General features: G+C 71.6%; 25 protein-coding genes and 1 pseudogene. 13 read left to right on the top strand and 13 right to left on the bottom strand.

The genetic code is table 11. The features are described from left to right. Positions 1-12: 12 nt before the first annotated feature. Positions 13-609 carry a TetR/AcrR family transcriptional regulator gene (locus tag FB470_RS32790; protein ID WP_306997891.1) on the bottom strand — a complete coding sequence of 199 codons (597 nt, stop codon included), beginning with the start codon at positions 607-609 and terminating at the stop codon, positions 13-15. 192 nt (positions 610-801) lie between these two features. Here FB470_RS32790 and FB470_RS32785 point away from each other — a divergent pair, with 192 nt between their 5' ends. The 3 genes from FB470_RS32785 to FB470_RS32775 are packed head-to-tail and all read left to right on the top strand — an operon-like array spanning position 802 to position 3,643. Then, on the top strand, positions 802-1,899 hold the full coding sequence (locus tag FB470_RS32785; RefSeq protein WP_306997890.1) for a hypothetical protein: 1,098 nt from the start codon (positions 802-804) through the stop codon (positions 1,897-1,899). Then, a complete protein-coding gene (locus tag FB470_RS32780; RefSeq protein WP_306997889.1) occupies positions 1,896-2,807 on the top strand; it encodes an ABC transporter ATP-binding protein in 912 nt (303 codons plus the stop codon). The genes FB470_RS32785 and FB470_RS32780 overlap by 4 nt, the downstream gene beginning before the upstream one ends. Continuing rightward, complete coding sequence (locus tag FB470_RS32775) at positions 2,804-3,643, top strand: ABC transporter permease (protein WP_306997886.1); 840 nt, start codon at positions 2,804-2,806, stop codon at positions 3,641-3,643. Before FB470_RS32780 ends, FB470_RS32775 begins: the two co-directional genes overlap by 4 nt. Here FB470_RS32775 and FB470_RS32770 read toward each other — a convergent pair. From FB470_RS32770 to FB470_RS32745, 6 genes are all read right to left on the bottom strand, one after another. Further along, positions 3,640-4,437: a lipase family alpha/beta hydrolase gene (locus FB470_RS32770; RefSeq protein WP_306997884.1), complete on the bottom strand. Its 798-nt coding sequence runs from the start codon at positions 4,435-4,437 to the stop codon at positions 3,640-3,642. The two genes, FB470_RS32775 and FB470_RS32770, sit on opposite strands and share 4 nt — an antisense overlap. A gap of 8 nt (positions 4,438-4,445) precedes the next feature. Beyond that, positions 4,446-5,186, bottom strand: a complete 741-nt coding sequence (locus tag FB470_RS32765) for a VIT1/CCC1 transporter family protein (protein WP_306999602.1) — start codon at positions 5,184-5,186, stop codon at positions 4,446-4,448. 64 nt (positions 5,187-5,250) lie between these two features. After that, positions 5,251-6,249: an ADP-ribosylglycohydrolase family protein gene (locus FB470_RS32760; protein WP_306997882.1), complete on the bottom strand. Its 999-nt coding sequence runs from the start codon at positions 6,247-6,249 to the stop codon at positions 5,251-5,253. Continuing rightward, positions 6,246-6,971: an NUDIX hydrolase gene (locus FB470_RS32755; protein ID WP_306997879.1), complete on the bottom strand. Its 726-nt coding sequence runs from the start codon at positions 6,969-6,971 to the stop codon at positions 6,246-6,248. Before FB470_RS32755 ends, FB470_RS32760 begins: the two co-directional genes overlap by 4 nt. 157 nt (positions 6,972-7,128) lie before the next feature. Then, positions 7,129-7,905 (bottom strand): alpha/beta fold hydrolase, encoded by a 777-nt coding sequence (locus tag FB470_RS32750; protein ID WP_306997877.1) that lies wholly within the window; start codon positions 7,903-7,905, stop codon positions 7,129-7,131. Continuing rightward, entirely contained in the window at positions 7,902-8,846 is a 945-nt protein-coding gene (locus FB470_RS32745; protein WP_306997875.1) for a LysR family transcriptional regulator, read from the bottom strand. Before FB470_RS32745 ends, FB470_RS32750 begins: the two co-directional genes overlap by 4 nt. 109 nt (positions 8,847-8,955) lie before the next feature. Here FB470_RS32745 and FB470_RS32740 point away from each other — a divergent pair, with 109 nt between their 5' ends. The 4 genes and pseudogenes from FB470_RS32740 (at position 8,956) to FB470_RS32730 (ending at position 12,263) form a co-directional block, all read left to right on the top strand. Next, positions 8,956-10,107, top strand: a complete 1,152-nt coding sequence (locus FB470_RS32740; RefSeq protein ID WP_306997873.1) for an acyl-CoA dehydrogenase family protein — start codon at positions 8,956-8,958, stop codon at positions 10,105-10,107. A gap of 105 nt (positions 10,108-10,212) precedes the next feature. Beyond that, a complete protein-coding gene (locus FB470_RS32735; protein WP_306997871.1) occupies positions 10,213-11,172 on the top strand; it encodes an AraC-like ligand-binding domain-containing protein in 960 nt (319 codons plus the stop codon). Between the two features lie 85 nt (positions 11,173-11,257). Continuing rightward, a pseudogene (locus FB470_RS35890) lies at positions 11,258-11,374 on the top strand (carbon-nitrogen hydrolase family protein); the annotation flags it as partial. A 79-nt stretch (positions 11,375-11,453) separates the two neighbouring features. Continuing rightward, positions 11,454-12,263 (top strand): carbon-nitrogen hydrolase family protein, encoded by an 810-nt coding sequence (locus tag FB470_RS32730; RefSeq protein ID WP_306997869.1) that lies wholly within the window; start codon positions 11,454-11,456, stop codon positions 12,261-12,263. 301 nt (positions 12,264-12,564) lie between these two features. Here the strand turns inward: FB470_RS32730 and FB470_RS32725 are convergent, their stop codons facing one another. Next, positions 12,565-13,737, bottom strand: a complete 1,173-nt coding sequence (locus tag FB470_RS32725) for a CaiB/BaiF CoA transferase family protein (RefSeq protein ID WP_306997867.1) — start codon at positions 13,735-13,737, stop codon at positions 12,565-12,567. Positions 13,738-14,033: 296 nt separating this feature from the next. Here FB470_RS32725 and FB470_RS32720 point away from each other — a divergent pair, with 296 nt between their 5' ends. Next, positions 14,034-15,458: an MmgE/PrpD family protein gene (locus FB470_RS32720; protein ID WP_306997864.1), complete on the top strand. Its 1,425-nt coding sequence runs from the start codon at positions 14,034-14,036 to the stop codon at positions 15,456-15,458. Between the two features lie 67 nt (positions 15,459-15,525). Continuing rightward, positions 15,526-16,920, top strand: coding sequence for an MmgE/PrpD family protein (locus FB470_RS32715; protein WP_306997862.1), 1,395 nt, complete (start codon positions 15,526-15,528; stop codon positions 16,918-16,920). 47 nt (positions 16,921-16,967) lie between these two features. On the opposite strand, the gene FB470_RS32710 is transcribed toward FB470_RS32715, so the two are convergent. After that, positions 16,968-18,191: a CoA transferase gene (locus FB470_RS32710; RefSeq protein WP_306997860.1), complete on the bottom strand. Its 1,224-nt coding sequence runs from the start codon at positions 18,189-18,191 to the stop codon at positions 16,968-16,970. An 89-nt stretch (positions 18,192-18,280) separates the two neighbouring features. Then, positions 18,281-19,144: an alpha/beta fold hydrolase gene (locus tag FB470_RS32705; protein WP_306997858.1), complete on the bottom strand. Its 864-nt coding sequence runs from the start codon at positions 19,142-19,144 to the stop codon at positions 18,281-18,283. A 121-nt stretch (positions 19,145-19,265) separates the two neighbouring features. On the opposite strand from FB470_RS32705, the gene FB470_RS32700 reads away from it, so the two are divergent. Next, a complete protein-coding gene (locus FB470_RS32700; RefSeq protein ID WP_306997856.1) occupies positions 19,266-20,132 on the top strand; it encodes a helix-turn-helix domain-containing protein in 867 nt (288 codons plus the stop codon). 36 nt (positions 20,133-20,168) lie between these two features. Here the strand turns inward: FB470_RS32700 and FB470_RS32695 are convergent, their stop codons facing one another. After that, the gene (locus FB470_RS32695; RefSeq protein WP_306997853.1) at positions 20,169-20,870 is read right to left on the bottom strand and encodes a GntR family transcriptional regulator; all 702 of its coding nucleotides are present in this window, start codon (positions 20,868-20,870) and stop codon (positions 20,169-20,171) included. A 234-nt stretch (positions 20,871-21,104) separates the two neighbouring features. Here FB470_RS32695 and FB470_RS32690 point away from each other — a divergent pair, with 234 nt between their 5' ends. Further along, positions 21,105-22,001 (top strand): alpha/beta hydrolase, encoded by an 897-nt coding sequence (locus tag FB470_RS32690; RefSeq protein ID WP_306997851.1) that lies wholly within the window; start codon positions 21,105-21,107, stop codon positions 21,999-22,001. Between the two features lie 211 nt (positions 22,002-22,212). Further along, the gene (locus tag FB470_RS32685) at positions 22,213-22,485 is read left to right on the top strand and encodes a hypothetical protein (RefSeq protein ID WP_370876630.1); all 273 of its coding nucleotides are present in this window, start codon (positions 22,213-22,215) and stop codon (positions 22,483-22,485) included. 138 nt (positions 22,486-22,623) lie between these two features. On the opposite strand, the gene FB470_RS32680 is transcribed toward FB470_RS32685, so the two are convergent. Continuing rightward, positions 22,624-23,940, bottom strand: coding sequence for an MFS transporter (locus FB470_RS32680; protein WP_306997849.1), 1,317 nt, complete (start codon positions 23,938-23,940; stop codon positions 22,624-22,626). A 148-nt stretch (positions 23,941-24,088) separates the two neighbouring features. On the opposite strand from FB470_RS32680, the gene FB470_RS32675 reads away from it, so the two are divergent. Then, entirely contained in the window at positions 24,089-25,303 is a 1,215-nt protein-coding gene (locus FB470_RS32675; protein ID WP_306997847.1) for a CaiB/BaiF CoA transferase family protein, read from the top strand. A 7-nt stretch (positions 25,304-25,310) separates the two neighbouring features. On the opposite strand, the gene FB470_RS32670 is transcribed toward FB470_RS32675, so the two are convergent. Next, the gene (locus FB470_RS32670; RefSeq protein ID WP_306997844.1) at positions 25,311-26,282 is read right to left on the bottom strand and encodes an AraC family transcriptional regulator; all 972 of its coding nucleotides are present in this window, start codon (positions 26,280-26,282) and stop codon (positions 25,311-25,313) included. Positions 26,283-26,373: the final 91 nt, after the last annotated feature.

Genomic DNA, 26,373 nt, shown 5'->3' with positions numbered 1-26,373 from the left:
TGCGGGTCGCGGTCAGCGCCGGCGGGCCTTCACCGCGGCCTTGTCCACGACGGAAGCGTCGCGGTACTTCAGGATCCCTTCCACGCCGAGCAGGAAGGTTTCGCAGATCGGTTCCGGGTCGGACAGGCAGCCCGCCGCCATCGCGCCGTCCCGCAGCATGACGAAATGCCTGGCGTGGGGCTCGGGCTCCGTCTCGCCGGTGTCGGCCATCAACTCGGTCACCGTGTCGAGGAACCAGGTCCGGTGGTTGAGGACGGCTTGGTGAACCGGGTGATCGGGGTCGGGGTACTCGGCGGCCGCGTTGAGGAACGCGCACCCGCGAAACCCGTCGGAGCGGATGCCGTCGGCGATCGTCCCGGCGACGGCCCGGACGGTGTCGGCCGGCGAATGCCCCGCCGTGCGAACGGATTCGACCTGGGTCCGGATCAGTTCGTCCGCCGCGGTCAGGTAGGCGACGACCAGGTCGTCCTTGCTGGGGAAGTGCCGGTACAGCGTGGCCCGTGTCACGCTCGCTTCGGCGACGATCCGGTCGATGCCGACGGAGTGCAGTCCCTCCGCGTAGAAGAGCCGGCTGGCTGTGCCGAGCAGCCGGGATCGTGCTTCGGACACCTGGTCACCCGCTTTCTGGTCGGTTCCAGTGTACAGGGAGAACGTTCGGTCTTGAAGCGTCGAGGTGGCCGGGTGCGTCACCTGAACCGCGCTCGTCCTGCCCGTGCCGGGACACGGCTCGGGCACGGACTCCCAAGCGCGGCTTTCCGGGGCGTACAAAGGAACCCAGAGGTGGTGGTGCCCTTGTCCGTCGTGCGGCGTGAGAGACGGCACCGGTGGACGGTGGTGGCCGCGGTGGCCGCGGTGCTGCTGTCGGTGCCCGCGATCGTCGCCGCGCTGCGGCCGGCCGGGCGGGTGCTCGACCCGGCCGGTCTGCGCGACCTGGTGCTGCGCTCGGACTCCGTGCCGTACCAGGGATATGCGCGCAGTGCCGGTGCTCTCGCGCTGCCCGATCTGCCGGACCTCTCCGATGTCGCGGCCCTGTTCGCCGGTACCACCACCATGCACGCCTGGTACGCCGGGCCCGATCGCTACCGCGTCGCCGTGCTGACCGCGACCAGCGAGCGCGACGTCTACCGGCTGCCCGACGGCGAGTACAGCTGGGATTACGGAACGAACACGCTCACGGCGTTCACCGGGACCCCTTCGCTCCGGCTCCCGCGGGCGAGCGACCTGCTGCCGCCCGATCTCGCGCGGTGGCTCCTGCGATCCACCGCGGGAGACGCGGTCAGCGCCCTGCCCGGGCGGAACGTCGCCGGCGTGGCCGCGTCCGGTCTCCGGATCGTCCCCGCCGACCCGGACACCGCGATCGGGCAGGCCGACGTGTGGGCGGACCCCGCCTCCGGGCTGCCCGTCCGCGTCGAGGTGACCGCCCGCGGGCAACGCGCGCCCGGCTTGGTGACCGCGTTCGACGAACTCGACCGGACCGCCCCCGTCGTCACCGCGCCGGAGCGGGCGGCGGGAACGAGACTGACCGTGACGAGCGCCCCGGACGTGGCACAAGCGTTGCGCGCACTGGGCCGGTCCCGGTTGCCGTCGGCTCTGCACGGCCGCCCCGCGCGCGTCTCGGGCGTCGACGGCGTCGCCCTCTACGGATGGGGTCTGGCGACGTTCGCCGTCGTCCGGGTGCCGCCGGACGCGGCCTCGTCGGTGGCCGATGCCGCCGAACGGGCCGGCGGGGCGAAGCTGGTCCTGACGGCGGGCCGGGCCGTCGTGCTGTCGATCACGCCGCTGTCCCTGGCGGTGGTGCAGCCTCCCGACGGCGGTCGCGGCTACCTGGTGGCCGGCCTGGTCGTCCCGGAGGTGCTCGGCGAGGTCGCCGGTGAACTCGTCCAGCGGAGCATCCGGTGATCACCACCCGCGCGCTGACCAAGCGGTTCGGCCGCACCGTGGCCGTCGACGCGGTGGATCTGCGGGTGCGCGAGGGTGACCGGTACGGCCTGCTCGGCCCGAACGGATCGGGCAAGACGACGCTGGTGCGGATGCTGCTCGGCCTGGTGTACGCGACCAGCGGGGAGATCGAGGTGCTGGGCCGGCCGGTGCCGCGGCGGATCGCCGAGGTGTTGCCGCAGGTCGGTGCGCTCGTCGAAGGGCCGGGCGCCTACGCGCACCTGTCCGGGCGCCGCAACCTGGCCCTGCTCGACGCCGCGGGCCGGGGCGGGGGGCGGCGGACCCGGCAGCGCCGGATCGAGGAGGCGCTCGAGCGGGTCGGGCTGGCGAAGATCGACCAGCGCCCGGTCAAGGCGTACTCGCTGGGGATGCGACAGCGCCTCGGGCTCGCCGCCGCCCTGATCCGGCGGCCGCGGCTGCTCGTCCTGGACGAGCCGACGAACGGCCTGGACCCGCAGGGGATCAGGGAGATCCGGGAACTCCTCGTCGACCTGAACCACGACGGGACGACCGTGTTCCTGTCCAGCCACCTGCTCGCCGAGGTCGAGCAGCTGTGCACGCGGGTCGGCGTCGTCGACCGCGGCCGCCTCGTGCTCGAGGACGCCCTCTCCGCGCTCCACACGCCGACCGGCCGGGTGCTGGTCGCCACCCCGGACGCGGCCGCGGCCGCGGCGGTGCTCGACGGGCGGGTGGAGTCCCGCGACGGCGAAGCCCTGCTCGTCCGGCACGACGACCCGGCCGCGCTCAACGCCTGGCTGGTCGGGTCCGGGGTGCGGGTGCGGTCGATCCGGGCCGAGCGGCGCACCCTGGAGCAGGTCGTCCTGGACGTCACCGGGCCCGGCTCCGACCGCTTCGGGGAGCCCGGATGATCGGGGTGGAGCTGCGCAAGCTCGTGTTGCGGCCGCGGATGTGGGTCAGTGTCGGCCTGCTGTGCCTGCTGCCCGCGATCGTCGCGGTGTTCCTGGCGACGGCGGACTTCCCGCCGCCGCCCGGGCAGGGCGGGGCGTTCCTGTCCGCGGTGGTGAGCGACGGCTCGCTCTACCCCGCCGCCGCGCTCGCGCTGGTGCTGCCGCTGTTCCTGCCGATCGCGGTCGCGGTGGCCGCCGGGGACTCGATCGCGGGGGAGGCGGCCGGCGGCACGCTGCGTTACCTCCTCGTCCGCCCGGTCGGGCGGACCCGGCTGCTCGTCGCGAAACTGGTCACGGTCGCGGTGTACGTGACCGCCGCGATCGCGTTCGTGGTGCTCACCTCGCTGGTCGTCGGAGTGCTGTTGTTCGGCACCGGCGGCCAGGGCGGCGTGGTGGGCGGTGGCCCGGCGGCGGGGGTGGTGTCGATGTCGGGCACGGCGCTGAGTTCGACCTCGCTGGGGTGGCGGCTGCTCGGCGCGGTGGCCTACATCGTGGTGTCCATGGTGGGCTTCGCGGCGATCACGGTGTTCCTGTCCACGACGACGGATTCCGCGCTCGCGGCCGCCCTGGGCGGGCTCGCCGTGCTGATCACCAGCTCGGTGCTGGAAACCCTGGACGCCGCCGCGTCGCTCAAGCCGTACCTGCCCACGCACTACTGGCTGTCCTGGATCGACTTCTTCCGGGATCCGGTGCTCTGGCGCAACATCGACCAGGGGTTGCTGTTGCAGGCCGGCTACATCGTGGTGTTCTTCGGCGCGGCGTGGGCCAACTTCGCCACCCGGGACGTCACCAGCTAACCGCAGGTGGCGGGCGCGGACAGCGGCGCGGTGCCGAGCGCACGGAGGACGAGGGCGGTGACCTGGGGATCGGTGGGGAGGTCGCTGTGGGTGGCCTGGTTGCCGGGGCACGCCTGCTGCAGCGGAACGTTGACCGCGCCGGTGAGCCGGGCCGAGTCGGGCGGCACCACCACCTCGTCGCGTTCGGTCCACACCGACAGCCAGGGGAGGTCCTCGGGGACGGGCTGGTTCTGCAGCTGTTGCAGCAGCGAACTGCCCGGCGCGAGCTGCCGGCACGCGGTCGGGCAGGCGGCCGGATCGAGCACGGTGGCGGTGGCGGCGAGCTGGGTGCCGTGCAGGGGCGCGCCGAGCGTGACGACGCGGCGCGCCTGGTGGGCGCCGCCGTCGCGGGTCACCCACCACGCGGCGACGACACCACCGGCGGAATACCCGATCACGTCCACCGAGGGGGCCCCGCGGGCGTGTGCGCGTTCCGCGGCGTCGTCGAGGACGGCGACCTGGTCCAGGAGGTCACCGGTGCCGTCGCCGGGCAGTGTCAGCACCTCGGCCGGGCGGCCGGTGACCTGGTGGATCCGCTCGGCGAGCCGCGCGAGCGCTGCCTGGGCGCCGCCGTAGCCGGGCACCAGCAGCACCGGGCCCGGCTGGTCCTGCGACGGTCGCCCGCTGCCGGGCGCGTCACCCCGCACGGCGGCGACGACACCCGCGACGACGCCCGCCGCCGCCAGCAGGGCGATCGCGGTCACCAGCAGGCGACGGCGCGGGCTGATGCCGCGCCACCAGGCGGGAAGGCGCACCGGTCCGGTCATGCCGGTGGGGCGCCGATGAGCCGGCCGATTCCGAACGTGACAGCGACGGCCAGCCCACCGAGGGCGAGCTGGCGCAGTCCCGACCGCAGCAGTGGACGGCCGGTGAGCTTGCCGACCGTCATCCCGCCGGTCAGCAGCGCGACCGCGGTGATGACGAGCGACGCGACGAGGGTGCGACCACCGGCCAGGTAGGGCAGCAGGGGCAGCAGCGCGCCGATCGAGAAAGCGGTGAACGACGCCATGCCGGCCATCGATCCGGACGGCAGATCGTGCGGATCCACGCCGAGCTCTTCGCGGGTGTGCAGGCGCAGTGCCTGTTCCGGGTCACGTGCGACGGCTTCGGCCATGCGCGAGGCGGTCTGGTGGTCGGCGCCGTAGGAGACGAACCGGGCGACGAGCTCGTCGTGTTCCTGCTGCGGGAACCGGGCGTGCATGTCCGCTTCGAGGGCGACTTCCGCGTGCACGAGCTCGTTCTGGTTGGTGACGGACACGTACTCGCCCGCGCCCATGGAGAACGCGCCGGCGACGAGTCCGGCCAGGCCGGTCAGCACGATCGTGTGCGGCGCGACACCGCCACCGCCGACCCCGGCGATCAGCGATGCGTTGGTGACCAGGCCGTCGACGGCCCCGAACACCGTGGGCCGCAGCCAGCCCCCGGACACGTCGCGGTGGCGGTGCGCCCAGCCGGAACCGGTTGCCGGCCCCGGCGCGCGCCGAGCCGGGTCACGTCGAGCCATCACATCGTGATTCTGGCCGGGGTCGCCTCGTCTCGCGCGCCGAAGCGCTGCGGGTGCCGGGGAGCTACGTCGCGTCCCACGCCGCGCCGAACGCGAGGAGTTCGTCGCGGTGTTCCAGGCGTGCGGTCCACGGCTCGGGCCATGCGCCGGCGCCGTGCCGGGCGCCCGCGAACGCGCCGGCCAGTGCGGCGATCGAGTCCGAGTCGCCCGAGGTGCAGGCTGCCCGGCGCAGCGCGAGGACCGGTTCATCGGGGAAGAGCAGGAAACACAGCAGTGCGGTGCCCAGCGCTTCCTCGGCGACCCAGCCCGCGCCCGTCGCCGCGCACGGGTCGGCCTCCGGGTCGGCCCTTCGCACGGCCTCGTCCACGCGGTCCAGGACGGCGAGGCACTCGTCCCAGCCGCGGGCGATGAACCGCCGTGGGGAGGCGTCACCGGCGCGGGTCCACAGGTCGCCGAGCCACCGCTCGTGGTAGGTCTCCCGGTTTTCCCAGGCGTAGGAGCGCAACCGGCCGGCCAGCACGTCCGGCTCCGTGCCCTCGGCGAGCAGCCGGACGGTGTGCGCGGTGAGATCGGCGGCGGCGAGCCCGGCCGGATGGCCGTGGGTGAGACCCGCCTGCAGCTGAGCTCCGCCCGCGCGCTGTTCGTCGGTGAGCCCGGGAACGAGACCGAGCGGCGTGACCCGCATGTTCGCCCCGCACCCCTTCGAGGTGATCTGACTGGCGTCCGCCCAGGGGCCACCGTCCTCCAGGATCCGGCAGGCGCGCAGGCAGGTCATGCCGGGCGCGCGGTTGTTCTCGGGCGAGTGGAGCCAGTCGACGAACTCCGCGCGCAGCCGGGATTCGAACCCCGACGGCTCGAGCCGTCCAGTGGTCCGCAGGGCGCGCGCGACGGCCAGCGCCATCTGCGTGTCGTCGGTGATGCGGGCCAGTGGGCCCGGCAGCTCCATCTCCCGCCAGGGCCCGCACCGGGCGAGGATCGCCGGCACGTCGATGAACTCGGTCGGCGCGCCGAGCGCGTCGCCCAGGGCGAGGCCCAGCAGTGATCCGGTGGACAACGTGCTCACGAGGGTCCTTCCGTCGAACCGGGACGCGGTTTGAGCAGCGGGGGGTGCAGGGTCGTGGCGCCGCCGGCGCGGTACAGCGCGGCGGGTTTGCCGCGCCCGCCGGTGAGCCGGGATTCGCCGGGGACCTGCGTGACGAACCCGGGGGTGCCGAGGACCTTGCGCCGGAAGTTCGCGGGATCGAGGCCGGTGTCCCACACCGCTTCGTAGACCTGCCGCAGCTCGCCGAGCGTGAATTCGGGCGGGCAGAACGCCGTGGCCAGGCTGGTGCGCTCCAGCTCGACGCCGATCCGGTGGTGCGCGTCGGCGAGGATGCGGTCGTGGTCGAAGGCGAGCGGCCCCTGCTCCCCGAACGGCAGCCACGCGGCCTGGGCCGCATCCCCGCCGCCCACCGCCTGTGGAGCGTCGGGGACGAGTGCCGTGAAGGCCACCGACACGACCCGCATCCGGGGATCGCGGTCCGGTTCGCTGTAGGTGCGCAGCTGCTCCAGATGCAGCCCGGCCACGTCGGCGAGCCCGGTCTCCTCGGCCAGCTCCCGCCGCGCGGCGGTTTCCGCGGACTCGTCGGGTTTCAGGAATCCGCCGGGCAGCGCCCAGGACCCCGCGTACGGTTCCTCGCCGCGTTCGACGAGGAGGATCCGCAACCGGCCCGCGCGCAGCGTGAAGACGGCGAGGTCGACCGTGACCGCGAACGGCTCGTAGGCGTGCCTGTCGTACCCGTGCATGCACACCTCCTTAATAGTCATGGTGACTATAAAAGGGCCCGTGTGTGCGGTCAACCCCTGTCCGGGTCTCGCCGAGGCTCGATCGCCGGACCCGGCCGTCTCAGTCGAGCGCGGCGTCGAGTGTGACGGTGGTGCCCGCGAGAGCCGCCGAGACCAGTCACCCGGTGAGGAACTCCCGGACGAGGTCGCTCGCCTCGGGGCGGCATTCCTCGAAGTAGGCGTGGCGGGCGCCGGGGAACAGGTGCACGCGGGAGTCCGGAATGCGCTCGGCGAGGAGTGCGGCGTTGGCGGCGGGGGTGAGCTGGTCGTCGTCGCCGTGCAGGATCAGGGTGGGTGCGGTGATGCGGGGAAGGGCGTCCCACGCGTCGTGTTCGTTGCTGGCGGCCAGGTGGTGTTTGCGGGCGTGCGCCGGCATCGCCGGATCGCCGAGTGTCCGATGAGGACCGTGGTGGCGCGCCCGGAAGGCCGGGGTGTACATGAGGTCGGCGAGGGTTTCGGCCGCGTCGGGCCGGATGAGGGCGCGCCGCACGTCGCTGGAGCGTTCGACGGCGTGCGGCCCGCCGGGCGAGGTGCACCCGAGCACGAGGCGGCGCACCCGTCCGGGGTGGTTGATGGCGACCCACTGGGCGGTGCGGCCACCCATCGACGTGCCGTAGACGTCGGCTTCGGCGATGCCGAGGTGGTCGAGCACGGCGATGACGTCGTCGGCGAACTCCTGAGTGGAGTAGGGCTCGTCGGGTTTGTCGCTCGCGCCGGTGCCGCGGTAGTCGAAGGTGATCGTGCGGTGCGTGGTGTGGAAGTCCCCGCGGACGGCGTCCCACCAGGTGTGGTTGTTGGACTGGCCGGGCAGCAGCACCAGCGGCCGCCCGGCCTCGGCGGTCTGCACCGCCAGGCGGGTGCCGTCCGGGGCGCGGGCAACGGTCTCGTGGTTCATGGTCCCTCGTTCCCGGTGGTCGCTTCGGCCGAGGGCCAGCGGCCCTCGCGGACGGAGAGGTGCACCTGGCGGGTGAGTTCTCGCGCGACGACGTCCACCGCCGCGGGGACGCGGCCGGAGCGCGGCGTGGCGAGGACGATGGACCGCCAGACCTCCGGCGCGGTGACGGGAGCCGCGCTCAGGATGCCCGCGGTCACGTCGTCGGCGATGCCCACAGCCGGCAGGATCGTCCAGCCGTGCCCGGCCAGCACGAGCTGTTTCTGCAGGGTCATGGAATTCGTCTGCACGGTGCTCGTGAGGTCGGTTCCGGCCTTCGCGGCGGCTGCCTCGATCAACGCGCGCAGGCCGTGTCCCGCGGCCGGCATGACGACGGCTCGTTCGGCGAGATCGGCGAAGGGGACCGGGTGGTCGGCCCGCAGGCCCTCGGCCGGGGGAGCCACGACCCACAGGCGTTCCCGCACGAGCGGGGTGACGTTGAGCGTGGGTGAGCTGGTCAGGTTGTACAGCAGGGTGAGGTCGAGGTCGCCGTCGTCCAGCCACCGCTGCAGGTGGCCGGAGTAGGCGGTCTGCAGGCGCAGTTCGATGCCGGGGTGTCGGCGCAGGATCGCGGCCACCAGCGGCTCGGCGATCAGCGCGGCGGTGCTCTCCAGGAGCCCGAGGGTGACGATGCCGGTGACCTCACCGGGCGCGGGTGACAGCTCGGCGCGGGCCCGTTCGAGCTCGGCCAGGGCCCGCCGGGCGCGTTCGGCGAGGCTGACACCGGCCTCGGTGGGCCGCATGCCCTGCCGGGTCCGCTCGAACAGCGCCACGCCGAGCTCCTGCTCCAGCGCCTTGATCTGCCGGGTCACGGCGGGCTGCACGAGGTGCAGCAGCTCCGCCGCGCGGGTCACGCTGCCCACCTCGACGACCGTCACCAGCGCCGTGAGCTGCTTGAAATCCATCGCGTCCTCGGGTCATCGCGATCAGGCATGGCGAGATCAGGAAATGGTATTTCACGACCCCGGTCATCACCTCTCATGATAGAGCAACGGCGACGTGAGAGGAACCGGTATGGACTGGCTGAGCGCGGACGAAGCCGCGATCGTTCGTGTGGTGCGCGACTGGGTGGACCGCGAGGTCAAACCCGTCGCGCAGGAACTCGACCACACCGACACCCATCCCGAGAAGCTCATCGAGGCGATGAAGCAGATGGGTGTGTTCGGACTGGCGATTCCCGAGCCCTGGGGGGAGGCTGCGGTGTCGGCCCAGTGCTACGCGGCCGTGACGGAGGAGTTGGCGCGCGGCTGGATGAGCCTGGCCGGCGCGATGGGCGGGCACACGGTGGTGTCGAAGCTCCTGGTCACCTTCGGCACGCCGGAGCAGCAGGAGCGCTACCTGCCGAAGATGGCGACCGGTGAGATCCGGGCGACGATGGCGCTGACCGAACCCGGCGGCGGTTCCGACCTGCAGGCCCTGCGCACGTCCGCCCGTCGCGACGGCGAGGACTACGTGATCAACGGGTCGAAGACCTGGATCACCAACGCCCGGCGGTCGCAGCTGGTGGCGCTGCTGTGCAAGACCGACCCGAAGGCCACCCCGGCGCACCGGGGCATCTCGGTGCTGCTCGTCGAGAAGGGTCCCGGGTTCCACGTCTCCCGCGACCTGCCCAAGCTGGGCTACAAGGGCGTGGAGAGCTGCGAGCTGTCCTTCGACGACTTCCGCGTGCCGGCCACGGCGGTGCTGGGCGGCGCGGAGGGGCAGGGCTTCGCGCAGATGATGCGTGGACTGGAGATCGGCCGCATCCAGGTCGCCTGCCGGGCGCTCGGTGTCGGCCGGGCCGCGCTCGAGGACGCGTTGCGCTACGCCCAGGAGCGGGAGAGCTTCGGGAAACCGATCTGGCAGCACCAGTCGATCGGCAACTACCTCGCGGACATGGGCACCAAGCTCGAGGCCGCCCGCCAGCTCGTGCTCCACGCCGCCCGCCGTTACGACTCCGGTGTCCGTGCCGACATGGAGGCCGGGATGGCGAAGCTGTTCGCCTCGGAAACGGCGATGGAGATCGCCTTGAACGCGGTGCGCATCCACGGCGGCTACGGCTACTCGACGGAGTTCGACGTGGAGCGCTACTTCCGCGATGCGCCGTTGATGATCGTGGGCGAGGGCACGAACGAGATCCAGCGCGGCGTCATCGCCAAGCAGCTGATCCAGCGGAACCGGATCTGAGGCGTCACGAAGGCGGCGGTCATCCCCGGTTCCTTGGTGCGGGACGCGGTCTTCGGATGCGGCGCGGGCGTTGCGTGCTCACACGCGGCATTGCATGATGGCGCGATGAGCGGCCCCCGGCCCACCGGCTCCGCCGGAGTCTGGTCCACTTCGGCGGTCGCCGCGGCGCGCGCGTTCGAGTACTGGCGAGACCTGATCTGCGACACGTTCGTGCAGCTGGCGGCGGCACCGACGAGGCCGGGCCGGTTCGACGGCAGGCTGGTGCACGCCGATCTGGACTCCTTCGAGATGACGACGGTGCACGCGAGCGGGCAGCGGGTCCGGCGCACGCCCCAGCTGATCGCCCGGGCGGGCGAGGAGTACCTGCTGGCGAGCATCCAGACCCGCGGCCAGGGCCGGATCGAACAGGACGGCCGGGTGGCGGAGCTGGCGCCCGGTCAGATGGCCCTCTACGACAGCACGCGGCCGTACACCCTGCACTTCGACGGCCCGTTCGAACAGGTCGTCGTGCAGGTGCCGCTGAACGGGATGCTCGCCGAGACCGGGTTGCGCGACGCCCGGGGCGTCACCGCGGTGACGCTCGGTGTGGACAGTCCCGCCGGAGTCGTCGCGCAGTACTTCCGCGGCCTCGCGCGCCTGCAGGAGACCGACCCGCTCGGTGCGGCCACGCTCGCGACGCAGGGGCGTGCGCTGATGGCGTCCGCGCTGTCCCTCGCCGCCGGCCAGACGCCGCGGAACGACGTCCTGACCCGCCGGCGCATCGAGGCCTTCCTGCACGCCCACCACGCCGACCCGGACCTCACCGTCGACGACGTGGCGCGCGCGTTCCTGATCTCGAGGCGGACCCTGTACCGGTTGTTCGCCGGCGCCCCGGGCGGGGTGGGCACGGTGTTGCGGCGCATCCGGGTGGAGCACGCGAAGTCGTTGCTGCGGGCCGATCCCGGGCGCCCGCTCGACTCGGTCGCCGTGGCGTGCGGGTTCGCCGGGGAGCGCCAGTTCTACCGGGTGTTCCGGCAGGAGACCGGTCTGTCCCCCGGGCAGTTCCGTGGCACGTCCGGTCAGTGACGCGGCACGCGTTGTCGGTCCGCGCGCACGCCTGAGCATCGGATAGTGAGCCGGTAGCAGTTGCGACTCACCCCGGAGGCTTGCCGTGACAGAACAGGTTCGCGTTGCCGTTGTCCAGGCGGAACCGAGGTGGCTGGACCTCGCCGCCGGTGTCGACCAGGTGGTCGGCCTGATCGCCGAAGCCGCCGCGGGAGGTGCCCGGCTCGTCGCCTTCCCGGAGACCTTCCTGCCGGGCTACCCGTGGTGGATCTGGCTCGACTCGCGCCTGGGGCATGCGGTTCGTGCCGCGGTACAGCGAGAACTCGATGACCCGCGACGGCGCGGAGATGGCGCGGATCGCGGCCGCCGCGGCCGAGCACGGCGTGCACGTCGTCCTCGGTTTCAGCGAGAGGGCGGGCGGCAGCCTGTACATGTCGCAGGCGTTCGTCGACGACACCGGCCGCGTGCTGTCCGTGCGCCGCAAGCTCAAGCCGACGCACGTCGAGCGCAGCGTGTTCGGCGAGGGCGACGGCAGTGACCTCCAGGTGCACGACACGAAGCTGGGCCGGCTCGGCGCGCTGAACTGCTGGGAGCACTTCCAGCCGCTGACCAAGTACACGATGTACAGCCTGGGGGAGCAGATCCACGTGGGCTCGTGGCCGAGCTTTTCGGTGTACCGCGGCGGGGCGAAGGCACTGGGTCCCGAGGTGAACACCGCCGCGAGCCTGGTGTACGCCGTGGAGGGCCAGACGTTCGTGCTCGCGCCGTGCGGCGTGGTCGGCGCCGCGGCGCACGAGGTGTTCTGCGACGACGACGTGAAGAAGCAGTTGCTGCTCCAGGGCGGCGGGTTCGCGCGGATCTACGGCCCCGAGGGCAGTGAGCTGGCTGCTCCGCTCGCCGAGACCGAGGAGGGGTTGCTGTTCGCGGACCTGGACTTCTCGCTCATCGCGATCGCCAAGTCCGCCGGCGACCCGGTCGGCCACTACTCGCGCCCGGACGTGTTCCGCCTGCAGGTCAACCGCGCCGCCACCCCGCGCATCGTCCATAGTGGAGTGGAGCGGCCGGAGCCGGAGTTCGAGGACGTCGACCTCGTGACCGCGGACGGGGCGTGACGCCGACGCCCAGCGGTGCGTTGACATGGGTCACAGCTCGGCCCGGGCGCGGCCGGGGCGAGCGGCTGACGGGCGGGGATTTCGGCGTCGCCGGCACGGACCTGTGCCGATCACATTCGGCTCGACGCCGGCCACCGCTCAGGAGACGAGCCGCACGAGCGGAAGCAGGCGGGTGTGCGGCACCGTCGGTCCGGGAACAGGTGCTCGGCCGCCGATTGTCGTCGCACTCGCGCACCGCGGCCACCACCCAAGCCGGGTTCGGGCTGGAGGGCTTCTTCGACGGTGGGCATCCGGTTCGGCCTCAGGACTCCACGTACAGCACGCCGGCCGCGACGAGTTCGTCGATCTCGGCGTCGTCACAGATCTCGGACGCGACCTCGCGGCTGTGCTGCCCGACGCGGGGGGCGTCGCCGCCACGGTCCGGGCGGGAGCCTTCGAATCGCCAGGGTGGCCGGACCAGCGATACCCCGTTGCGCTCCGGCTCGATCAGATCGAGCCATTTCACCTGCGGGTGCTCCAGGTAGCCGGACATGGTCAGCACCGGTGCGAAGGGGACGTCGAACTCGGTGAGCCGCTTCTCCCACTCGTCCTTCGGTTTCGTGGCGAACTCGGCCTCCACGATCTTGACCAGTTCGAAGTAGTTCCGCTCACGGTGGCGGAACTCGGCGAACCGCGGGTCCTCGGCGAGGTCCGGCCGGTGCATGGCGGCGCAGAGCGATCGCCAGAACTTCTGCGACGACGACAGGTGGATCGCGAGAAACTCGCCCGAGGCGGTCTTGACGCAGAAGTTCTGGGCCTGCGGGTGCCTGCTCTGCCGGTCCGGGTCCGTCCCGGTCTCGAAGTACTGCGTGATGGCGTCGGTGGTCAGGGTGCTGACCGCCTCCATGATCGAGGTCTCGACGTGTTGTCCGGTGCCCGATGAAGCGCGACCGACCAGGGCGGCGAGCACACCGGTCGCGGTGGCGAGGCCGGTGACGAGGTCGGCGCACAGCCCGCCCGCGAGCTGGTAGTTCCCGGCATCGCTGAACAGGGAGTAGAGGCCACCGAAGGCGTGACCGATCGTGTCGTAGGCGGGGCGCGAGGCGAGTGGCCCGCCGTTGCCGAACCCGGTCACCGATCCGTAGACCAGGTCCGGCCGCAGGGCGCGGCAGTCGTCCGGCCCGAGCCCGAGCGCGGCCAGCTTGCCGGGCCGCATGTTCTCCAGGACCACGTCGAACCGCGGGATCAGCTTCTTCACCAGGGCCACGCCCTGCGGGTGCTTCAGGTCGACGGCCAGGCTGCGTTTGCCCGCGTTCACCTGGATGAAGTACACGCTGCGGTTGTTGTCCCGCCGCCGGAAGTCCTCGCCGTCTCCCGGCTTCTCGACCTTGACGACCTCGGCTCCCAGGGCGCACAGGAGTGAGGTGCCGTAGGGAAGGGAGATGTAACCGCCGATCTCCAGGATCCTGATGCCCGTGAGCGGCTTGTGCTGCATGGTGGTGACCTCGCTCCGCTGAGAAGTTCGACGCTCATCAGCAATACTAAGTAAAATATATTTGAGCGACAAGGGTGGCCGCCTCCCTCCGTCGCGGTGTGCGACGCGGGTCGTCGTCGAGCCCCGCCGGGGAGCCCCGGAGGTCTTGGTGTCATCGTGAGTCGCCCTCGGCGGGCCCTGCCGGGGACCTTGTCGTCATCGTGAGCCGGCTCGCGGATCCGCCGGTGGCCACCATCCCTTGACAGTCACCACGGGTTGAGTTTACATAAAATATATTAAGAGAGAACGGAGAAGCGATGTCCCAGACCCTCGTCGAGCGCCTGGCGGAGTTCAGCAGCCGTAGCGGGTTCGCGGCCCTGCCGGACGACGTGGTCGAGGAGTGCAAGCGGATCCTGCTGGACTCGCTCGGATGCGCGCTGGCCGCGGTGGCCGAACCCGGCGCGCGCAAGGCCGTCGAGTTCGCGTCGCTGCTCGGCGGCGCGAGTGGCGACGCCACGCTGATCGGTGCCGCCGACAAGGTCTCGATCTTCGGCGCCGCGTTCGCCAACGCCGACCTCGTCAACGCCCTCGACATGGACGCCGTCGTCCCGCCGGGCCACGTCACCCCGTACGTGGTGCCCGGTGCGCTGGCCGTGGCCGAAGCGGGCCACAAGTCGGGGAAGGACCTGATCGCGGCCCTGGCCGTGGCGCACGAGATGTCGTACCGGATCGGCAAGGCGACCGACTACCTGCGCGACATCAAGGACGGCGAGGTGACGATTCCGCCGGTCTACGGGTACAGCAGCACGGTGTTCGGCGCGACCGCCGCGGTCGCGATGGTGAAGGGCCTGTCCGAGGGGACGCTGGGGCACGCACTGGGCATCGCGGCCAGTACCGCCCCGGTCAACGCCATGCGGGCGTGGATGATGCACACGCCGAGCACGACGATCAAGTACATGCTCGCGGGGACCCTCCCGCAGACGGCGCTGACCGCCGCGCACCTGGCCGAGTTCGGGCACCGAGGTGACCTGCGGATCCTCGACGACGCGGAGTTCGGCTGGCCGCGCTTCATCGGCACCACCCGCTGGGAACCCGAGCGGATCACGGTGGGTCTGGGCAGCGACTGGAAGTTCGTCACCGAACAGGCCTACAAGCCCTACCCCCACTGCCGGATCCTGCACGCCCCGCTCGACGCGCTGCGGGAGATCGTCGAGACGCACGACCTCGCTCCGGAGGAGATCGACTCCATCAAGACGTGGGGCGAGCCGTTCGTGCAGCAGCCGGTGTGGCTCAACCGCACGGTCGCCGAACCCCGGGACGCCGAGTTCAGCATCGCGCACGGGCTCGCGGTGGGGGCGCACCGGGTACCGCCGGGCAGGGACTGGCTGGACCCGGAACTGGTGCACAGCCGGTCGGTCCTCGAGCTGATGGAGAAGGTGTCCTACGAGCCGCACGCGGACTACGTCTCGGCGATCAGCGGCCACCCCGCGGCGCGCCCGTCCCGGGTCGAGGTCACCGCGCGCGGGAAGACGTTCGTCGGGGAGCGCAGCTACCCCAAGGGCGTGCCGTCACCCGACCCCGCCACGCGGATGACGACCGAGGACCTGGTCGCCAAGTTCCGGCACAACGCCGACGGTGTCCTGCCCGAGTCGAACGTGGCGGCCGTGGTCGACGCGGTCCTCGGACTGGAGGCGGTGGCGGACGTCAGCACGCTCATGGACTGCGTGCGCCCGCCCCGGTAGCAGTTTGCACACATCGGTACGTCACGACAGCAGCGCGTGGTGCGTTGCGAAGGAAAGTGAGAAGCCCATGCCGGAAGCCCCGCCGCTCGAAGCAGCCGTGGTGCACCTGGTCGACGAGCTGCGCTACGTAACACTCCCGGCCGACGCGGTCCGCGGCGCGCGGCGGCTCCTGCAGGACCAGCTGGCTGTCCAGGTGGGTTGCGCCGCGCTGCCCTGGAGCCAGACGGTCCTGCGGCTCACGCGGGCGTCGCACGCGCCCGGATCGGCCCGGGTGACCGTCGCCGGTGACCGGATGAGTGCCGCCGACGCGGCGTTCGTCAACGCCTCGTTCGGCCACGGCTTCGAGTACGACGACGCCCACCGCGCGAGCTCGAGCCACCCCGGCAGCTGCGTGGTGCCCACCGCGCTGGCCGTGGGGGAGGAGATCGGCGCGACGATGCGCGAGGTGCTGGTGGGCATCGTCGCCGGGTACGAGGTCTACACCCGGCTCGGTACGCTCGCCGCGCCGGACCTGCTGGAGCGCGGGTTCCACCCGCACGCGGTGCTCTCCGCGTTCGGTGCCGCCGCCGTGGTCGCGAAGATGCGCGGCTTCGACCGCGAACGGATCCACCACGCGTTGTCGATCGCGACGAGCCACTGCGCCGGAAGCACCGAGTACACCTCGTCCGGTGGGTCCGTGAAGCGGGTGCACGCCGGCATCGGTGCCCGCAACGGCATCCGCTCGGCGGAGATGGCCGAGGCGGGCATCACCGGTCCCGCGGAGTTCCTCAGCGGTGGCAAGGGCTTCTACCGCACTTTCGTCGGGCGTTCCGCGGGAGACGACGCCGCCGCCGCGTTCGCCCCGGACCGGCCGTTCGAGATCACCCGCATCTGGATCAAGCCGTACTGCTGCTGCGGCATCAACCACGCCTACATCGACGGCGCGCGCCGGCTGGCGGACCGCGCCGCGGAGATCGACACCGTCGAACTGGGGATCCAGACCGGCGGGAACATCATCGTCGGCGACCGGAACGCGCACGCGTACGCCCCGCAGACCATCGAAAACCTGCAGTACAGCCTGCCGTTCCAGTTCGCCCTCGCGGTGCTCGGCCAGGGCAACGGCTTCACCACCCACCACGACTTCCTGGCCGGACGGCTCGACCTGTCCGACGGCAGCGAGGTGGACAAGCTCGCCCGGCGCGTCCACATCACCCCGCGGCCGGACCTCGATGCGGCCCACCGCGGCAAGTGGGTCGCCGACATCACCGTCACCTACACCGACGGCACCCGGGAGAACCTGTTCGTCGACAGCCCGCTCGGCACGGCCGAGAACCCGATGTCGCAGCACGACCTCGACGCCAAGTTCCGGGATCTCACGCTGTCGGCCCTGGGAGCTGAGCGCAGCGCGGCGCTGCTCCGGGCGATCACCGAAGACGATCCGGCGATGCCCGCGGCGACGCTGGCCGCACTGTTGATCGCCTGACCCGCCCGGCCCGGCCCGTCCTGACGCCGGGCCGGGCCGCGGCCGGCTCACACCACGGGCGGTTCGATGACGCCTTCGCGGACGAGCCGGTCTATGTCGCGCTCGCGCAGCCCGATCTCCTCGCGCAGCAGCTCGTGGGTGTGCTCGCCGACCGCGGGGGCGGGCACCGCCGGCGCCCGGTCGCCCCCGACGACCAGCGGCGATCCCGGAGCGAGATGGCGCCCCACGCCCGGCTGGTCCAGCTCGTTGAACAGGGGGTTGTCGCGCAGGAGGCCGGACTCGGCGAGTTCGGTGAAGGTGCGGAACCGCGACCACACGACGCGGGTCTCGCTCAAGGCGGCTGCCACCTCCGCGTAGGGGTGCGTCGCGAACCAGTCGCCCAGCACCGCCGCCAGGAGGTGCCGATGGCGGTACCGGTCGCCCTCGTCGTCGAAATCGGCCGACCGAGCGGTCTCGATCGCCTTGATCACCTCGGCGGATTGGGTCATGGCGACCAGATCGCGCCAGTGCCGTGGGGTGAGCGCGACGACCATGACGCGGATGCCGTCCGCGGTGACGAAGTCCTTGCCGAAGGTGCCGTACACGAAGTTGCCGTCCGGCTCGCGCGGTTCGCCGGTGATCTGGGCCTGGGCGAGGTAGCCCAGGTTGCCCGTGATGCCCAGGGCCACGTCCTCCAGCGCGACGCGCACGTTCTGCGGCCGGCCGGTCCGCGCGTGTTCGCGGACCGCGCTGAGCAGGCCGACCGCCAGGTACAGTCCGGCCGCGACGTCCCACGCGGGCAGCAGGTGGTTCACCGGCGAATCGCCGCCCGCGGGGCCGGTGGCCAGCGGGAACCCGCACTCGGCGTTGACGGTGTAGTCGACGGCCGAACCACCGTCCTGGCGTCCGGTGAGCAGGACGTGGATGAGGTCGGGACGTCGCGCGCGCAGATCCGCCGGTGGCACGACCCGTTCGGAGTTCGTGAGCACGATGCCGCGTTCGGCCGCCAGGCGGGCGACGAGATCCTTGCCGGCCGGTGCCGACAGGTTCACCGCGATCGCCCGCTTGCCCTTGTTCAGGCCGGTCCAGTAGAGGCTCGTGCCGGTCGGCGCCAGCGGCAGCCGGGTCCGGTCGGCCGCACCGCCGAGCGGTTCCACCCGGATCACGTCGGCGCCCAGCTGGGCGAGCGTCATTCCGCACAAGGGCGTCGCCACGTAGCTCGACAGTTCCACTATCCGCAGTCCGGCGAGCGGGGCGGGGTTCGGGGTGCTGCTCGGGTTCGCTGCGCTCACTGCGGTGACCTCGCGTTCGGGTGCAGGACTGATGACGCCATTCTGGCATACTATATATTATGTATAAAAACCCGGGAAGGCTGAGTGTCCTACGGCACGCGCTGGTCGAGGAATTCGCACAGGCGCGCGGTGAAGACGTCGTTGTCGTCGCCCGCGATCATGTGTCCCGCGGCGACCTCGACGAGCTCGGCCGAGGGGATCAGCTCGAGCAGTTCGGCGGCCGCGGCCGGCGGCACGATGTCCGAGTGCCGGCCCCGGACGAGGAGGGTGGGGATGGTGACGTGCCGCGCGGCCTCCGTCAGGCGCGCCTCGTCGGAGTTGCGGGCGTCCGCGGCGAACCCGAGGAACCCGGGGTCCCAGTGCCAGTACCAGCGACCGTCCGCGCGCCGGCGGAGGTTCTTCCGGAGGCCGTCGAGGTTGCGGCGGGTGCCCGGGCGCGGCCGGTACGCGTCGACCGCGGCCGCGGCCTCGTCGAGCGAGCCGAACCCGTTCGGCGCGCTCTCCAGGAACCTGCGCACTCGTGCCTGGCCGGTCCGGTCGACCCGGTGGGTGATGTCCACCAGCACCAGGCCGGCGAGCAACCCGGGGCTTTCGCCCTCGGCCGCCAGCGCGGTCCGGCCGCCCAGCGAGGCGCCGACGACCACCGGCGGCGCGCCCAGCTGGTCCACGACGGCGTGCAGATCGGCGACGAAATCGTCCAGCGCGTACGCGCCGGCGGGGGACCATTCGCTGTCGCCGTGGCCGCGCGCGTCCATGGCGACAGCCGGCCAGCCCTCGGCGGCGAGTCGCTCCGCCGTCCTGCTCCAGGACCGCCGGGTCTGTCCGCCGCCGGGCAGCAGGAGCACCGTCCGCCGCTCGGCACCCGAGGGCGCCCAGCGATCGGCGGCCAGCGTGACGCCCTGGTGTCCGGCGAACCGCAGGTGCTCGCGTCGAACGGTTTCCCCTGGTGTCACCGCGCCGCCTCCCGCTGCCGACATCACTCCTGCGATACCAAAAATATTAAGTATTCCGGAGTCGAACGGGGGAGAGGTTCTTCCCTCCCGTGGCGCCTTCGCATCCGCCACACTGGACGACATGCCACGGAATCCTCGGGCGAGCCAGCTGGGCGAGTTCCTCAAAGCGCGCCGTGCGGACCTGACGCCGCGCGCGGTGGGGCTGCCCGCCGGCGGCCACCGCCGGGTCCGGGGACTGCGCCGCGAGGAGGTCGCCCACCTGGCGTCGATCAGCGTCGACTACTACAGCAGGCTCGAGCAGGGCCGGATCCAGGCGTCGGTGCCGGTGCTGGACGCCCTGGCGCGCGTACTGCAGCTGGGCGACGACGAGCGCGCCTACATGTTCGAACTCGCCGGCAAGGAAGCGGCCCGGCCGCGCCGCCGCAGTGCGCAGAAGGTGGAGCCCCAGCTGCGGCGCCTGCTCGAGGACCTGCCCACCACGCCGGCGATGGTCCTCGGTCGCCGGATGGACATCCTGGCCTGGAACCCGATGGCGGCCGCCCTGGTCATGGACTTCTCGAGCATCCCCCCGAAACGGCGCAACTACCTGCGTCTGGTGTTCACCGAACCGTCCCTGCGCGCGCTGTACCCGCGGTGGGAGGACGTCGCGTCCATGTGCGTCGCGCAGGTGCGCATGGAGGCCGCGCGGCATCCGAACGACCCGCAGCTCGCCGAGCTCGTCGGTGAACTCGCGGTGCGGGACGAACAGTTCCGCCGGTGGTGGGCCGGGCACCACGTGGCCACGCGGACCGTGGGCACGAAGCTCATACGGCACCCGGTGGCCGGTGAACTCACCCTGGACTGGGACACGCTGACCTGTACGACCGACCCCGACCAGCAACTCGTCGTCTGGACGGCCGAACCCGGCACACCGTCACACGACGGCTTGCGGATCCTCGCGTCCTGGGCCGCGGATGCGCGGCACCTCACGGCCGGGCAGCCGGAGTGACCCACCGGCCTGGCCGGGGCTGTCCCCGTGGCCGGATCAGGCGCTGGAGGTCTCGGCCCACACCCCGCGCTTGCGCAGCATCTCGACCAGGTGTTCGCCGCTGTCGAGGATGTGCTCGGCCATCAGCGACTGCGCCTTCCGCGCGGCACGCTTGCGAATGGCCTCGAGGATGAGTGGATGGGCCTCCTGGCTGCCCGTCACGGTGCCTTCGATCTCGGCGTAGAAGCGGTTCGGCAGGTGCTTGACCACGGAGTTCAGCAACCTGGCCAGGCGGTGCGAGTCGGCCGCGAGGTTGATCTCCCGGTGGAACTGGTGACCGAGCTCGGCCACTCGGTCCTCGCGTCCCTCGGCGCTCGCCTTCGTGAACTCGTCGACGTTGGCCTCCAGGCGCGCCATCCCGTCCGCGGTGATCTTGCGAGCGGCGCGGGCGGTCAGCTCGCCGGCGAGCTGCGCCTGCGTCCAGAACAGGTCCCGCACGTCCTGTTCGGTGAACGGCGCGACCACGAACCCGCGGCGCGGGACCAGCTCGACGAACCCCTCGCTGCGCAGTGACAGCAGACCCTCGCGCACCGGAGTGTTGCTCACTCCGACGGCTTCCGCGATGGGCTCGAGCCGGAGGAACTCGCCCGGCCGCACCTCGCCCGAGATGATCAGCTCCCGCACGTACGAAGCCACTTCCTCGGGCAGTTGCTGCCTGGCCGGCCCTCGTCCGCGCATCGGCATCACGTTCTCCGTCATCGTCACTCCCGTCCGGCCACCGGAACACGCACCTGGTCGATGGTAACGCACCGGCGATACATCATACTCAATACGCGATGTTGTCCGGCCTCCCGCCGCTGAGGGGGACGGTTCTGTCCCGGGATGACGTTGGTCCTTTTCCCGTCCAGCCGGATCGGAGACCGTGGAACCAAGGGCGCTGCGAACCGGCAGCCGCACGAGATCCAGACCCGTCACCCGGAGGTGACTTCTGCCATGAAGACCGATGTGCGTTTTCCCAGCAACGGCCTGATGGTCGCTGGGCACGTCTACACGCCGGACACCGCGACGCGGGAGCAGCGGCCGGCCGTCGTGGTCGGTCACCCGACCACGGGGGTCAAGGAACAGGCCGCCGGGCTCTACGCCCGCCGCCTGGCCGAGCAGGGCTTCGTGACCCTGGCGTTCGACGCCGCGTACCAGGGGGAGAGCGAGGGGGAGCCGCATGGCCTGGAAGATCCCATCCAGCGCGCGGACGACTTCCGCAACGCGGTGTCGTACCTGACCACCCGCGACGACGTCGACCCGGCGCGGATCGGCATTCTGGGCATCTGCGGTTCCGGTGGTTACGTGGTGTACAGCGCCCAGACCGACCGCCGCATGAAGGCGGTGGCCACGGTCAGCGCCGCCGATGTGCCGGCCTGGCTCACGGGCGGGGACGACAAGGCGTTCGACCAGCTGCTGGACGCGGCCGCGGAGGCCCGGAACGTGGAGGCCGCCGGTGGCGAGGCGCCGACGATCTCGCTGCTGCCCGAGGCTGCCGACGAGTCGACGCCGGAGGCGATCGCCGAGTTCATCGACTACTACAAGACCCCCCGTGCCCAGCACCCGCGGGCGACGAACACGATCGCGGTCCGCAGCGCCGACAAGCTGGCGCAGTTCACGGCGTACCGCGATGTGGACAAGATCGCGCCGCGCCCGCTGCTGATGATCGCCGGCACCAGGGCGATGACGCTGCCGGTCAGTCAGGACGCGGTGTCGCGTGCAGCTGACAACGCGGAGCTCGTCCAGATCGAGGGCGCCAGCCACGTCGATCTGTACGACAAGGAACCGTACGTCACCCAGGCCATCGAGAAGCTGGCCGAGTTCTTCACCAAGAACTTGAGCGAGGGCTGAACGCGGGTCACGAGCCCGTACCGTGATCACGGCGACCGCGGCACCATCGCCGCGGTCGCCGTGAACCACGCCGGGCCCGGCGCGTTCGGCAAGCGTCTGTGCGCCCTGTGGTCACCGCGCTGCCGGCAACGGGTGCAGAGCCGGGGTTGCCCCTCGTCGGCTCGCTCGATAAAATATATTATCTTGCACCGGCGTCGGAGCGGAGGCGATCGTGAGCCCGGGAACGTGCCAGGACGAGGCCCTGAGCCGCCGGGCGCTCGCCATGCTGCGGGCGGCCGCCACCGGTCGAGCCGAGATGGTCTTGAGCAGTGAGCCCGACATGTTCTTCGACGGGCTGCCGTGCTGCGATCAGTACACCGCGCACCTGCTGGCCCGTCGCGCTCTGGTGGCACCTGCGCGTCCAGGACGTGTCGGGCAGCGGGTCCGCGCCCTGGTGACTTCGGCGGGCATGGCCGCGCTGGAGTCCGTGCGCGACGCCGCTTGACGCCGATCGCCGGGTGCCGGTTCGGCGCTCCGCTCCGTGTGGAGGAATCGCCGCGATCCCGGCCGCTATGTGCGCAAGGTCTTCGGCAGACTCGGCGGTACCCACCGGGCCGACGCCTGGTGGGTACCGCCGAGGGGACTACTTCAGGGCGACCTTCTCGGCCGGCTGGTCCATCTCGGCATGCCGGGTCTCGCGCAGGGCGAGGGTGCATCCCAGGCTGATCAGGCAGAGCACGGCGAGGAACAGGCCGAACGCCCATCCTCCGAAGGACGCCGTGAGGGCGGCCGCGACCAGCGGGGGCACCGCGCCGCCGAGGACGCCGGCCACGTTGTAGGTGAAGCCCGTCGCACTGTAGCGGTACCGCGTGCGGAAGAGCTCCGGCATGAACGCCCCCACCGGGCCGTAGGCGAACCCGGCGATGAAGGTGGTCACGCACGACCCCACGGCGAACGTGACCGCCGAAGCGTTGTCCAGGACGGGGAACAGCACCAGGGCCCACACGAGGGCCGCGGCGTTCCCGGCCAGGATGATGCGCCGCCGGCCGGTCCGGTCCGAGATCGCCGCACCCAGCACGATCGCGATCCCGAACATCGCGCCGGAGAGGATGCCGATCGACAGGACCGTGGGGCGGCTCAGCTTCAGCACGGCGGTGCCGTAGTTGATGAGGTACCCGACGGCCAGGTAGTAGAACGCGAACACCATCACCAGGACTCCCGACGCGAAGACGATCTCGCGGGGCTGGCTCCGGAGAGCCTCCACGAACGGGGCGCCGGAGGTGCCACCCCGCGCGACCTCACCCTTGAACACCGGCGTCTCGTCCACCGCGAGCCTGACGAACAGCCCGACCGCCACCAGGATGAAGCTCGCCAGGAACGGGATGCGCCAGCCGTAACTGGCGAACGCGTGCTCGCTCATGGTCGCCCCGGTCAGCAGGAACGTCGCACTCGCCAGGACGAAACCGATGGAGCCGCCCAGCGAGCCGAACATCGACCAGAAGCCGCGCCGCCCCGCGGGAGCGCTCTCCGCCGCCATCAGTGTCGCGCCCGTCCATTCGCCCCCGAGCGCGAGTCCCTGCAGGACCCGCAGCGCCACGACGAGGATCGGCGCGGCAACCCCGATCTGGTTCGCTGTGGGCATCAACCCGACCAGCGCCGTCGCCACACCCATGATGAGCAGCGTCGTCACCAGGGTCCGCTTGCGGCCCAGCCGGTCGCCGAAGTGTCCGAAGAGGATCGATCCGAGGGGGCGGGCCACGAATGCGACCCCGAGCGTGGCGAACGAGGCGACCGTGCCGGCCGCCGAACCCAGCGCGGGGAAGAACACCTTGGGAAAGACCAGGGCAGCCGCGGTCGCGAAGATGAAGAAGTCGTAGTACTCGATGACCGTGCCGGTACCGCTGGCGATCGCGATACGCCGCATCGTCCGGGCCGGCACACTGCCTTCGGTGGCCGTCATTGGACACCTCTCTCACGGTGTTGGGAGTGGGGCGGGCGGAGTCGCCCGATAGGAGGAACGATCGTGCATGAAATTTCATATGTCAAGGCCGGAGCGCCTGGTTGGAACAGTTGACAATATAATATTTCATGCACGAACATGACGGTCGGTGCAGGACGACACCGCGAGGGAGCAGATGATGACACCCGACCCCTACGCCCGTCGCGAGGACACCCCGGTGAGCGGGCCCCTGTCCGGTCTGCGGGTCGTCGCCCTCGCCGGGATGGGGCCGACGCCGTTCGCGAGCATGCTCCTGGCCGATATGGGAGCGGAGGTCGTGCGGGTCACGCGGCCGCCGAACCGGCGCGGCCGCGCCCTCGGCCAGACCGACGGGCTGCTCCCCGAGCACGACCTCGCCAACCGGGGTGTCGGGGCGGTCGCGGCCGACCTGAAGAGTTCCGAGGGCGTCGAGGCCGTGCTGCGCCTGGCCGGCGCTGCGGACGTGTTCATCGAGGGCTACCGGCCCGGGGTGGCCGAACGCCTCGGACTCGGCCCGGCGGTACTGCTGCGGCGCAACCCGGCGATCGTCTACGCCCGGTTGACCGGCTACGGCCAGAGCGGCCCGCTCGCGCGCGAGGCGGGCCACGACATCAACTACGTGGCGCAGACCGGTGCGTTGCACGCGATGGCGCGGGCCGGCGAGGCGCCGCGGCCGCCGATCAACCTGCTCGGCGACTACGCGGGCGGGGCGCTGGTCGCAGCGTTCGGCATCGTGTGCGCCGTACTGGAGGCGCGATCCTCGGGGCGTGGCCAGGTGGTCGACGCCGCGATGGTCGACGGTGTGGCGCTGCTGACCGCGAAGATCCAGGGCCTGCGTGCGGCCGGGCGCTACAGCGACGACCCGGGTACCAACTACCTGGATTCGGGCGCGCCGTTCTACGACACCTACCGCTGCGCGGACGGGCGGTATCTGGCGGTCGGGGCGCTCGAAGCCGACTTCTACCGCGAGTTCCTCTCCCGGCTGGGCGTCGACACGGCGGACTGGCCCGCCCAGGACGACCGGGGCGCCTGGCCCCGGTTGCGGGAGCTGATCGCCGCCGCGGTGGCGAGGAAGTCCCGCGACGAATGGGCGGAGATCTACGCGGGCACGGACGCGTGCGTGACCCCGGTGCTGACCTTCGACGAGGCGGCGAACCACCCGCACAACGCCGGGCGCGGGGTGTTCGCCCGGGTCGGCGACGTGCTGCACCCGCGCCCGGCACCCCGGTTCAGCCGGACACCGGCCCGCGAGCCCCAGGCGCCGTCAGCGGACGAGCTGGACCTGCGACAGCTGGTCCACGACTGGTCGGCCGCGGCACGCGGGCTGGGGGACCGCTCGGCCTGACCGCCGGTCACCGCCGGACGGTGTCCGAGGGCAGTTGCCCGAACCGCTCGCGGTACTGCCGTGCGAAGCGGCCGGGGTGGTAGAAGCCCCACCGGGCGGCGATCTCAGTGACCGTACCCGGGCTTCCGCCGAGCAGCTCCAGGTGGACCCGGTCCAGGCGGACGCCGCGCAGGTACGCGGTCGGGGACATGCCGACCACCTCCTGGAACCCGGCCTGCAGGGCCCGGGCGCTGACACCGGCCATCGCGGCGAGGTCGGCCGTGGTGATCTCGTCCCCCGGGTGGTTGTCGATGTAGTCCACGACCTCGCGGATCTTCGACAGCCGGGTGTGCGCGGGCTTGCTGTGCAGGGCCGGGCTGATCTGGCTGGGCAGCGTCATCAGCAGCTGGGTCATGAGGGCGGACTCCAGCTCGTGGCACGCGGCCGGGATCGTCCCGATCCCACCCGGGCGGGTGAGTTCGGCGTACAGGAAGCCCGCCGTGGCGACGAGCGCCTGGCCGGGACCGGAACCGAGCCCGAAGGTGAGGTCGAAGCGGATCTCGCCGCCCGCCGCGTGCCCGGTGAGCTTGGCGGCGTGCGCCTCGAGGAGGTCCTTGGGGAGCTTGACGTGGTACTGCCAGGAATCGGCGCTCCACTGCACCAGCACCGGCGCCTGGGGGACGAACGCCACGCCGGCCTCACCCGCGACGAAGCTCCGGCGAACGCCGTTCTGCTCGACCGTGCTCCGGCCGGTCACCGGGAGGTTGACGTGGTAGCAGAGCCGCATCGGGGGCCCGAGGATCGTGGTGTCGGCGCCGTAGGACATCCGCCCGATGGTCAGGCGCGGTGACGGCGCGAGCTCGAGCCGGAAGTTCAGGTCTCGGCTGTTCGCCACGTGGACGTCGTGACTGGCGAAGGTCCGGCTCACCTGCTCACGCGCGATGTCGAGGTCGTCCGTGTGGAAGGTGAGGGGAGCCTGGCCGTCCTGGGTGTCGGGCACGGTTTCCTCCTCGCACTCCGTCGTGCAGTACTTCTGAATATATCATATTCTGCCGACGTCACCGGCCGCTTCGGAAAGTGGATGCCCGCCT

Origin of the sequence: Amycolatopsis thermophila (assembly GCF_030814215.1) — a bacterium.
Taxonomy (GTDB): Bacteria; Actinomycetota; Actinomycetes; order Mycobacteriales; family Pseudonocardiaceae; genus Amycolatopsis_E; species Amycolatopsis_E thermophila.
This window is presented reverse-complemented; position numbering and strand designations above follow the sequence as displayed.

Coding starts and splice junctions, on each gene's coding strand:
- FB470_RS32775 (WP_306997886.1), top strand. CDS start 2,804: ATGATCGGGGTGGAGCTGCGCAAGCTCGTGTTGCGGCCGCGGATGTGG.
- FB470_RS32765 (WP_306999602.1), bottom strand. CDS start 5,186: ATGGCTCGACGTGACCCGGCTCGGCGCGCGCCGGGGCCGGCAACCGGT.
- FB470_RS32755 (WP_306997879.1), bottom strand. CDS start 6,971: ATGCACGGGTACGACAGGCACGCCTACGAGCCGTTCGCGGTCACGGTC.
- FB470_RS32750 (WP_306997877.1), bottom strand. CDS start 7,905: ATGAACCACGAGACCGTTGCCCGCGCCCCGGACGGCACCCGCCTGGCG.
- FB470_RS32745 (WP_306997875.1), bottom strand. CDS start 8,846: ATGGATTTCAAGCAGCTCACGGCGCTGGTGACGGTCGTCGAGGTGGGC.
- FB470_RS32740 (WP_306997873.1), top strand. CDS start 8,956: ATGGACTGGCTGAGCGCGGACGAAGCCGCGATCGTTCGTGTGGTGCGC.
- FB470_RS32735 (WP_306997871.1), top strand. CDS start 10,213: ATGAGCGGCCCCCGGCCCACCGGCTCCGCCGGAGTCTGGTCCACTTCG.
- FB470_RS32725 (WP_306997867.1), bottom strand. CDS start 13,737: ATGCAGCACAAGCCGCTCACGGGCATCAGGATCCTGGAGATCGGCGGT.
- FB470_RS32720 (WP_306997864.1), top strand. CDS start 14,034: ATGTCCCAGACCCTCGTCGAGCGCCTGGCGGAGTTCAGCAGCCGTAGC.
- FB470_RS32715 (WP_306997862.1), top strand. CDS start 15,526: ATGCCGGAAGCCCCGCCGCTCGAAGCAGCCGTGGTGCACCTGGTCGAC.
- FB470_RS32700 (WP_306997856.1), top strand. CDS start 19,266: ATGCCACGGAATCCTCGGGCGAGCCAGCTGGGCGAGTTCCTCAAAGCG.
- FB470_RS32695 (WP_306997853.1), bottom strand. CDS start 20,870: ATGACGGAGAACGTGATGCCGATGCGCGGACGAGGGCCGGCCAGGCAG.
- FB470_RS32690 (WP_306997851.1), top strand. CDS start 21,105: ATGAAGACCGATGTGCGTTTTCCCAGCAACGGCCTGATGGTCGCTGGG.
- FB470_RS32680 (WP_306997849.1), bottom strand. CDS start 23,940: ATGACGGCCACCGAAGGCAGTGTGCCGGCCCGGACGATGCGGCGTATC.